Source organism: Pseudomonas sp. EA_65y_Pfl1_P113 (genome assembly GCF_963970525.1).
In the GTDB taxonomy this organism is placed as follows: domain Bacteria; phylum Pseudomonadota; class Gammaproteobacteria; order Pseudomonadales; family Pseudomonadaceae; genus Aquipseudomonas; species Aquipseudomonas tritici.
On sequence record NZ_CAXAQM010000143.1, the window covers coordinates 1 to 769 of the forward strand.

General features: G+C 64.2%; 3 protein-coding genes. 1 reads left to right on the forward strand and 2 read right to left on the reverse strand.

Annotated elements, in window-relative coordinates:
* Window positions 1-239 (reverse strand): hypothetical protein (locus tag AACY52_RS28745; RefSeq protein WP_339561133.1); only part of this gene is annotated, 239 nt, incomplete at its 3' end.
* A gap of 98 nt (window positions 240-337) precedes the next feature.
* On the opposite strand from AACY52_RS28745, the gene AACY52_RS28750 reads away from it, so the two are divergent.
* The gene (locus AACY52_RS28750; RefSeq protein WP_133192255.1) at window positions 338-580 is read left to right on the forward strand and encodes a hypothetical protein; all 243 of its coding nucleotides are present in this window, start codon (window positions 338-340) and stop codon (window positions 578-580) included.
* On the opposite strand, the gene AACY52_RS28755 is transcribed toward AACY52_RS28750, so the two are convergent.
* Window positions 577-769, reverse strand: a 193-nt coding sequence (locus AACY52_RS28755) for a hypothetical protein (protein WP_339561134.1), incomplete at its 5' end; no start/stop codon positions are given. The genes AACY52_RS28750 and AACY52_RS28755 overlap by 4 nt on opposite strands.

Below are 769 nucleotides of genomic sequence, written 5' to 3' on the forward strand. Positions count from 1 at the left end.
TTAAAGGTGGGTGATACCCCGCCACTCGGGACCGGGATCGTGCTGCCGCGATCGTGGAACTGGATGTCCACGAAGCGGGCGGGGCCGTCGTAGGTCTTTCCCATGAAGCAGAAGGTGACGCGGCGACCTTCGCTGGTCTTCGCCGTAAGGGTGAACGCGCCATCAGGGATGTCGATCGGCTTGTGCGGAACGTCGTTGAAGCCGGCAAAGCCAAGCGAAACGGCGTCGGCACGAGTCATGACGGGGAGGTCTGTGATAGCGGCCATAGTGGGTTCTCCGATGTGCATGAGCAGTGGGTTTGTGCGGCACGGCCGGTACGGCCGTGCGTTCAGGCTCGATGACGACCGGCGACATCGAGGATCTTTTCGTGACCTTGCTGGTCGGCGCAGCAGGCGGCAGCGACTTGGCGTGGCGCAGGGCGGTAGGACCGGTCACGGCATTGCCCGTGGTCTTCCACCCGCGCTCGAACTGGTCGATCGCGCCAAAAGGGTCAGCGCGTCAGCGCGAGGCTATTGGCAAAGCGGAAGAGATTATCCGCCAGGAACATCCCTACGTACCCAGCCCGGGATTCCGGCCTTAAGCCGCTCGCCGGTCGGCTGCTGCCATGAGGCGCGTTGCGCCTCCAAAGGCACGCAGCGTCGCGGCGATCTCGCCCCGGAGCTTTGCCTTGCTGGTGACGACGATCTCGGGGTCGAGCGGCGTTCCGTCGGTTGTGGCAAAGCCGGTAGCGAGACCGTTCTTGGTCTCGACGCGGACAAGGTGGCCTTTG